Origin of the sequence: Synechococcus sp. R6-7, assembly GCF_047461695.1 — a bacterium.
In the GTDB taxonomy this organism is placed as follows: Bacteria; Cyanobacteriota; Cyanobacteriia; order Thermostichales; family Thermostichaceae; genus Thermostichus.
Window position 1 is genome coordinate 1 of record NZ_JANSHS010000058.1, and the last position, 6,025, is coordinate 6,025.

The 6,025-nt window shown below is 58.9% G+C and carries 7 protein-coding genes and 1 riboswitch; of the genes, 2 read left to right on the forward strand and 5 right to left on the reverse strand.

The features are described 5' to 3' along the window. Positions 1 to 72: 72 nt before the first annotated feature. Positions 73 to 178: riboswitch (Fluoride riboswitch) on the forward strand. Positions 179 to 323: 145 nt separating this feature from the next. Beyond that, positions 324 to 1,964 (forward strand): cation:proton antiporter, encoded by a 1,641-nt coding sequence (locus tag NW815_RS02210; RefSeq protein ID WP_414391008.1) that lies wholly within the window; start codon positions 324 to 326, stop codon positions 1,962 to 1,964. 3 nt (positions 1,965 to 1,967) lie between these two features. Here NW815_RS02210 and NW815_RS02215 read toward each other — a convergent pair whose 3' ends face one another. Continuing rightward, a complete protein-coding gene (locus tag NW815_RS02215; protein WP_414391006.1) occupies positions 1,968 to 2,504 on the reverse strand; it encodes a hypothetical protein in 537 nt (178 codons plus the stop codon). A 229-nt stretch (positions 2,505 to 2,733) separates the two neighbouring features. Here NW815_RS02215 and NW815_RS02220 point away from each other — a divergent pair, with 229 nt between their 5' ends. Next, positions 2,734 to 3,921 (forward strand): MFS transporter, encoded by a 1,188-nt coding sequence (locus NW815_RS02220; RefSeq protein ID WP_414415669.1) that lies wholly within the window; start codon positions 2,734 to 2,736, stop codon positions 3,919 to 3,921. Between the two features lie 121 nt (positions 3,922 to 4,042). On the opposite strand, the gene gloB is transcribed toward NW815_RS02220, so the two are convergent. From gloB to NW815_RS02240, 4 genes are all read right to left on the reverse strand, one after another. Next, on the reverse strand, positions 4,043 to 4,801 hold the full coding sequence (gloB, locus tag NW815_RS02225) for a hydroxyacylglutathione hydrolase (RefSeq protein ID WP_414390787.1): 759 nt from the start codon (positions 4,799 to 4,801) through the stop codon (positions 4,043 to 4,045). A gap of 7 nt (positions 4,802 to 4,808) precedes the next feature. After that, positions 4,809 to 5,072 carry a DUF3143 domain-containing protein gene (locus NW815_RS02230; protein ID WP_011431822.1) on the reverse strand — a complete coding sequence of 88 codons (264 nt, stop codon included), beginning with the start codon at positions 5,070 to 5,072 and terminating at the stop codon, positions 4,809 to 4,811. Positions 5,073 to 5,199: 127 nt separating this feature from the next. Then, on the reverse strand, positions 5,200 to 5,616 hold the full coding sequence (locus NW815_RS02235; protein WP_414351179.1) for a J domain-containing protein: 417 nt from the start codon (positions 5,614 to 5,616) through the stop codon (positions 5,200 to 5,202). A 111-nt stretch (positions 5,617 to 5,727) separates the two neighbouring features. Then, positions 5,728 to 5,907 (reverse strand): 50S ribosomal protein L32, encoded by a 180-nt coding sequence (locus tag NW815_RS02240; protein ID WP_011431820.1) that lies wholly within the window; start codon positions 5,905 to 5,907, stop codon positions 5,728 to 5,730. Positions 5,908 to 6,025 lie beyond the last annotated feature (118 nt).

Here is a 6,025-nt window from a genome sequence, read left to right on the forward strand (position 1 = left end):
TAGTTGTTGTGGAAGAGAAAGCATGATACCCTGCAAGCGGGATCAGTTGCCGGTCGGCTTTTGAGCCTTGCTCCGGCAACCGGTGATGGAGTTCACCGCAACCGCCTCACTTGGAATTTTTCTATAGAGGAAGAGGGTTCTAACCTCAAAAGCTGAGGCTGATGACTCCTACACTTCTGGGCAAGTCCAGGGGGTAGGGGTCTTTGGCTTTGTTTGAGGCCCCACCCTGCGGACGCGATGGTGCTCCCACTCCTGACGCGGATGGCTTTTTCTCCCTGGGCTGCCCTTCAACACCCTGACGACAAGGAGATGAGGATCTGGTGATGCTGGGCAGTTGGCTGTGGATCTTGGTGATGGGCTTTTTTGTCGGCCAAATCGTGGGTCGGCTGGGGATACCCCCCCTGCTGGGGATGATCCTCGTGGGGATCTTGCTGGGAGATGTCCTATCCCCGGAGGTGCTGGCAGCGGCGGGGGATCTGCGGGTGGTGGCGGTGATGATCATTTTGATGAAGGCGGGCCTGGGGCTGGATCGGGAGAAGCTGGCCCAGCAGGGATCCGTGGCGTTGCGGCTGGGGTTTTTGCCGGCAGCCTGCGAGGCGGTGGCGGTGGCCCTGTTGAGCACCTGGATCCTGGGGTTGGACTGGCCTACCGGTTTGCTGTTGGGCTGCGTGATTGGGGCGGAGTCGCCAGCCGTGATCGTGCCGGGGATGTTGCGCCTCAAAAGCCTGGGCTGGGGGGTGGCCAAGGGGATCCCGGATGCCATTTTGACCGGCAGCGCCCTTTCCGACGTACTGCTGTTGTTGGGGTTTAGCCTGCTGCTCAGCTTTTTGGGCCAAGGATCCGCCGCGAGCGTTCGCTTGGGAAGCCTGGAGCTGTCGCCGCTGCAGTGGCTGCCGTTCCAGGTGGTGATGGAGATCCTGCTGGGCATAGCCATAGGCTACCTGGGGGCGCGGGTTCTGGTGTCGCTGCTAACCCAACAAAACTGGACTCGCAACAGCGTGCAGGAAGTGCTGCTGGCTGCCTGCATGGCCTTGGGCTTGGTGCTGGCGCCGCAGGTGTGGCCCTATTTTTCCGGCTATCTGGCGGTGATGGCCATGGGGTTTTTTCTGATTGAGCTGGATGCCCCTTTGGCGCGGCGGCTGCGGGGTGGGTTCGATGCCCTCTGGACGGTGGCGGAGATCGTGTTGTTTGTGCTACTGGGAGCGTCGCTGGATCTGGGGGTGCTGGGATCCGTGTTTTGGCCGGGCTTGCTGCTCTTGACCTTGAGTCTGCTGCTGGGGCGGGGCCTGGGTTGGTGGCTTTCCACTCTGGGAAGCAATTGGAACGGGCGGGAGCGGCTGTTTTTGCTACCGGGCAACATGGCCAAGGCGACGGTGCAGGCGGCTATTGGTGGGATCCCTTTGGCCCAAGGGATCCCCGGTGGGGAGATCATTTTGGCTTTGGCGGCTCTGTCGATTTTGGTCACGGCCCCCCTGGGTGCTTGGCTGACCCAGGTGTGTGCTCCCCGGCTTTTGGAAAAAGGAGAGGTGGATCCCACCAAGGTAGGCAGCCAAGGCAAGGTGAGCTTTTTGGCAGCCGTGGATACCTCTCCTCTAGCCGAGGTGGTGTTGCGCAAGGCAGCCGATTTGGCGCGGCGGGTGGATGGGGAAGTGATTGTGCTGCATGTTACCGATAAGCCGCAGGGGAAAGGGGTAGAACTGTTGCGGCAACTCACCCAGCGTCTTTTGGCGGATATTCGCCACCAGTTTTGCTTGGCCTCGGGGCCCTTGGCAGAGACCATCGTAACCCTAGCTCAGGAGCGGCAGGTAACCGACATCGTCATGGGCAAGCGGGGGCACCGCGGCTGGGAACAAGTGCTAGTGGGATCCACCTCCCAAGCCGTTCTGGAGACCAGCTCTATTCCTGTAATTCTGGTCGAATCTCCTCAAGGAAGTCCTGGGCAGGTCATTAGCCGACCAAAGTAGAGGTTATTTAGCTCTCCGAGGTATCCACCGGTTTTCGGCCAGGGTGAAGCACCTTTTTTCTTTCTTGGTAGGGCAACAACTGGGATCCTCGGGGCCATGGGCAAGCATATCTAAGCAGACCTCAGCCTTTCCTCCAGAGTCACGGGCAACTGAAACATTGTTAACTACAACCCCATCGCCGAGGTACACAGGCTCCAGGGGCGTAGGTTTTTTGCTGCCGCCCAACAGCCCAGATAAGGTTGTCCAGAAAACATTCCCTCCTGTATTACTTAATGCAATCGCCACTACATCCTGAAGCCCATCGTTGTTAAGATCGGCAGGCGCTAGCTTTTCGAGGCTTACTCTTAGGAACCCTTCTTCGAGAGGGCTAGAGCCTCTCTGATACTGGCCATTTTGAAAACGAACTCGCTCAATATTTTCGGGTAAAGCAAATATGAGATACTCAGCGTTTAAGAATGCCTGCTGAGCAATAGCTATTGAAATCGGACAGATACCCAAGAGAAAACAGGCTAGCTTAAAAAGCACTCTTTTAGCGGCCATTGCTTCTCTCCTCTTACCAGAAGGACAGGGGAAGCTCGATTCTGTTCGAGGCAAACAAAGGAGAACAAGACCTGCTCAGCTCTAGGTTCTCCTGGGCCGGCAGTTGCTCCCGGCTAGATGAAGACTCTTCTGAAGCTCTCTTTGCCCTTACTCTTCTATCTATGGATTCTAGCCATGGACGTAACGAGCTGCTGCTGTTGATGCTTGTACTGAATCTATGGAGCCGGACATGATCCCTTCTGCCTGGCGCTTTATCCTCCTTCTGGGGATCGTCAGCTTGTGTGCCGATGCCACCTACGAAGGAGCCCGCAGCATTTCTGGAGCTTTTTTGGGATCCCTAGGGGCCAGCGGCACGGTGGTGGGCCTGGTGGCCGGCGGGGGGGAGCTATTGGCCTATGGCTTGCGGTTGGGGGTGGGCTATTGGAGCGACCGGCTGGGCAGGGATCCCTTGCACCGCAGTCGGGGGCACTGGCAGCTCACCACCTTGGGCTATGTCATCAACACGGCGGTGATCCCGGCTTTGGCCTGGGTGGGCAGTTGGCCTTGGGCTGCTTTGCTGTTGCTGGCCGAGCGGACGGGCAAAGGGATCCGCACCCCACCCCGGGATGTGTTGCTCTCCCATGCAGCCTTGCAGGTGGGACGGGGCTTGGGGTTTGGCCTGCACGAGACCCTAGATCAGATTGGGGCGGTGGGGGGGCCGCTGTTGGTGGCGGCAGTTCTGAAAGTCGGCTATGGCTTTCGGGGTGGGTTTTTGGCCTTGGGGATCCCGGCGGCAATAGGACTGGGGGTTTTGGGGCTGGCGCAATGGCTGTATCCCAGTCCGCGCGACTTTGAGCCGGAGCCGGAGATGACTCCAGCAAAAGGCTTGCCCAAAGTTTTCTGGCTGTATCTTTTGGCAGCAGCCTGTGTGGCTATGGGGTTTGCGGATTTTCCCCTCATTGCCCTGCATCTGCAACAACAGTCAGGGAGCGATGGGGCAGGGATCCCTTTGCTCTATGCCCTGGCTATGGGGGTGGATGCCCTGGCCGCCCTGGGATGTGGCTGGCTGTTCGACCGCGTGGGGCTGTGGAGCTTGCTGGGAGCGGTGGCGGTATCGGCTGGATTTGCGCCGCTGGCCTTTTCCGGTACCTATGCTCTGACGGTGCTGGGCATGGTGCTCTGGGGGATTGGTTTGGGGGCCCAAGAATCCATCATGAAGGCGGCGGTGGCCGGTATGGTAGCTCCCGAGACGAGGGGCTTTGCCTTTGGCCTGTTTACCAGTGTCTATGGATTGGCTTGGTTTGTGGGCAGCGCCCTGATGGGGGTGCTTTACGATTTCTCCCTGACTGGCTTAGTGCTCTTTTCGGTAGTCACTCAAGGGCTGGGGGCGGCTATCCTGCTGGCTCTAGTGTCCAGGAGGCAGGCCGAGGTGGGCTGATGAAAAGCCCCTGCACCAGATTACGGTGCAGCTCTTCGGGGTTTCGTTTGTGCTAGTGGTGAGGAGCACCATCCCCTCAGGTTTTGGGCCACCTCCAGGAGCTTTTGTCAGAACCCGATTTTCAGAACTGATCCTTCATACCGCGCAGGCGAGCGAAGACCCGCACCGGATCCTGGAGCCCGGTGGCTGCCTGCAAAGCCGGCTGATCCCAACGCAAGAAGGGATTGGTGCGGCGTTCCTCGCCAATGGTGCTGGGGACAGTCGGGGATCCCGTCTGGCGCAGGGCAGCCACCTGCTGATAACGCGCCTGCAGGTCGGGGTTGTCTCCATCCACTGTCAGGGCAAACCTGAGATTGTTCAAGGTGTATTCGTGGGCACACCACACCCGTGTGGCTTCCGGCAACTGCCGCAGTTGATCCAGGGATCCCACCATCTGCTCCGGCGTGCCTTCAAACAGCCGCCCGCATCCCCCGGCAAACAGGGTGTCCCCACAGAAGAGATCCCCACTCTTGGAAAAGTAGTAGGCAATATGGCCGCGGGTATGGCCGGGCACAAACAGCACCTTTGCTAGCCGACCCGCAAACTCCACTGTTTCCCCTGCCTTGAGCTCCACCGTCTGGCCAGGGATCCGCCCCCGATCCACCTGGCTGCCATAGACTCTGGCACGGGGATAGCGCTCCAAAAGCTGTCGGTTGCCCCCCACGTGGTCGTGGTGGTGGTGGGTGTTGAAAATGGCCACCAACTCCGCCCCCAGCTCGGCCAGCTTTTCCAACACGGGCTCAGCCACTGCCGGATCCACCACGGCTGCTGTTGCAGTGTCGGGATTGTGGAGCAGGTAGATGTAGTTATCGCGCAGGGCAGGCAACTGGAGAACGCGCATGGCTCGGCTAACTCTCAAAAATGGCCTGTTCTACGTCTTGCCGGCTGAGGGAATAGGGAAAAGATAAAGTTTTCGTGTTGCCGTCTGGGTAGGTGTATCGCACCCAAATGCTGGTTTCTTCCAGGCGCAAAATGGCTTTCCAGCCAGGCCGTTCGCAAAACCACTGCTCCACATCCTGCGGATCGCGGGTGCAGCCCTGATCCTCCAGCCAGCGTTCGATGGTGTGGAGCGGGTGATTGTACAGGGGCGTGGTTGCAGGAGGCAAAGGCATGGCGAGATTCAAGAAAAGCAATCAAACCCTAGAGTCAACGGGCTATGTTCATTCAAGCACTCCTGATCCAGAATCCGAAAACTCGATCCCAATGTCCTACCGAAGAGGGCAGGAAATGCTCGCAGAATCAGCTTGCCCCACTCTCTCGCAGCCAAGCGAGGACACCTGCCAGTAGCAAACACACGACTAGGGTGGATCCCATCAGCAGCAGGGCACACAGCTCGCCAGCCGAAAGTGGGCGGGTTTCCATACGCAGCTCTAGAGAATCGGCACCAAGGGATCCCGGCATGCCCAGAGATCCCGTGTTGGCGGTCACCGCCCGTAAGCTGGCATCGTAGATGGCCCGTTTCGCCGGGTTGCTAAGGACAAGGTAGGCCTCCTGCAACTCTTGGAAGCAGCGAATGGCCACTTCCGGAGCCAGGGGAGAAGTATCGGGATGGTAGCGCTTGCTCAATTGCCGGTAGGCCCGCCGGATGGCCTCAGGAGATGCCCCTGGAGACAGACCCAGCCGTTGGTAGTAGGTGAGGGAAGTCAAGGAGCGCATGCAACCTATGGAGGAGCAAGACTACAGGGGCAGCAAAACCGCTTTCAGGGGAGCACAGCTCTAGTCCAGTGTAATCACTCGCGCAGACACCGGGATCCCTGCAGCAAGCCTCTATTCTTCCTCATCCTCTTCAGACTTAGCTTTGGGATAGTAGAAACCGGTGTTGCGACCGCTGAGAATGGCGCGCCCAATGGTCATGGCTCGCTGGGCCTGGAGCTTAGCTTTGCCCAGCCAGACGGCGTAGCGCCTGCGACTGCGGGCTTTAGAAGTTTTCTTCTTAGGAACAGGCATGGCTTCGCACAAAAACACAGCCTTACTAGGCTAGCATTGAGGCTGCGCTGCCGATCCCAGCTTTATTCAGGCAAGTAGCCTATCAGTGGTTGACCAAAAGGCGCGGCAAGCCCCGTCC

Excerpts from the sequence above, each read along its gene's own strand:
- NW815_RS02210 (WP_414391008.1), top strand. The coding sequence starts at position 324 with ATGCTGGGCAGTTGGCTGTGGATCTTGGTGATGGGCTTTTTTGTCGGC.
- NW815_RS02215 (WP_414391006.1), bottom strand. The coding sequence starts at position 2,504 with ATGGCCGCTAAAAGAGTGCTTTTTAAGCTAGCCTGTTTTCTCTTGGGT.
- NW815_RS02220 (WP_414415669.1), top strand. The coding sequence starts at position 2,734 with ATGATCCCTTCTGCCTGGCGCTTTATCCTCCTTCTGGGGATCGTCAGC.
- gloB (WP_414390787.1), bottom strand. The coding sequence starts at position 4,801 with ATGCGCGTTCTCCAGTTGCCTGCCCTGCGCGATAACTACATCTACCTG.
- NW815_RS02230 (WP_011431822.1), bottom strand. The coding sequence starts at position 5,072 with ATGCCTTTGCCTCCTGCAACCACGCCCCTGTACAATCACCCGCTCCAC.
- NW815_RS02235 (WP_414351179.1), bottom strand. The coding sequence starts at position 5,616 with ATGCGCTCCTTGACTTCCCTCACCTACTACCAACGGCTGGGTCTGTCT.
- NW815_RS02240 (WP_011431820.1), bottom strand. The coding sequence starts at position 5,907 with ATGCCTGTTCCTAAGAAGAAAACTTCTAAAGCCCGCAGTCGCAGGCGC.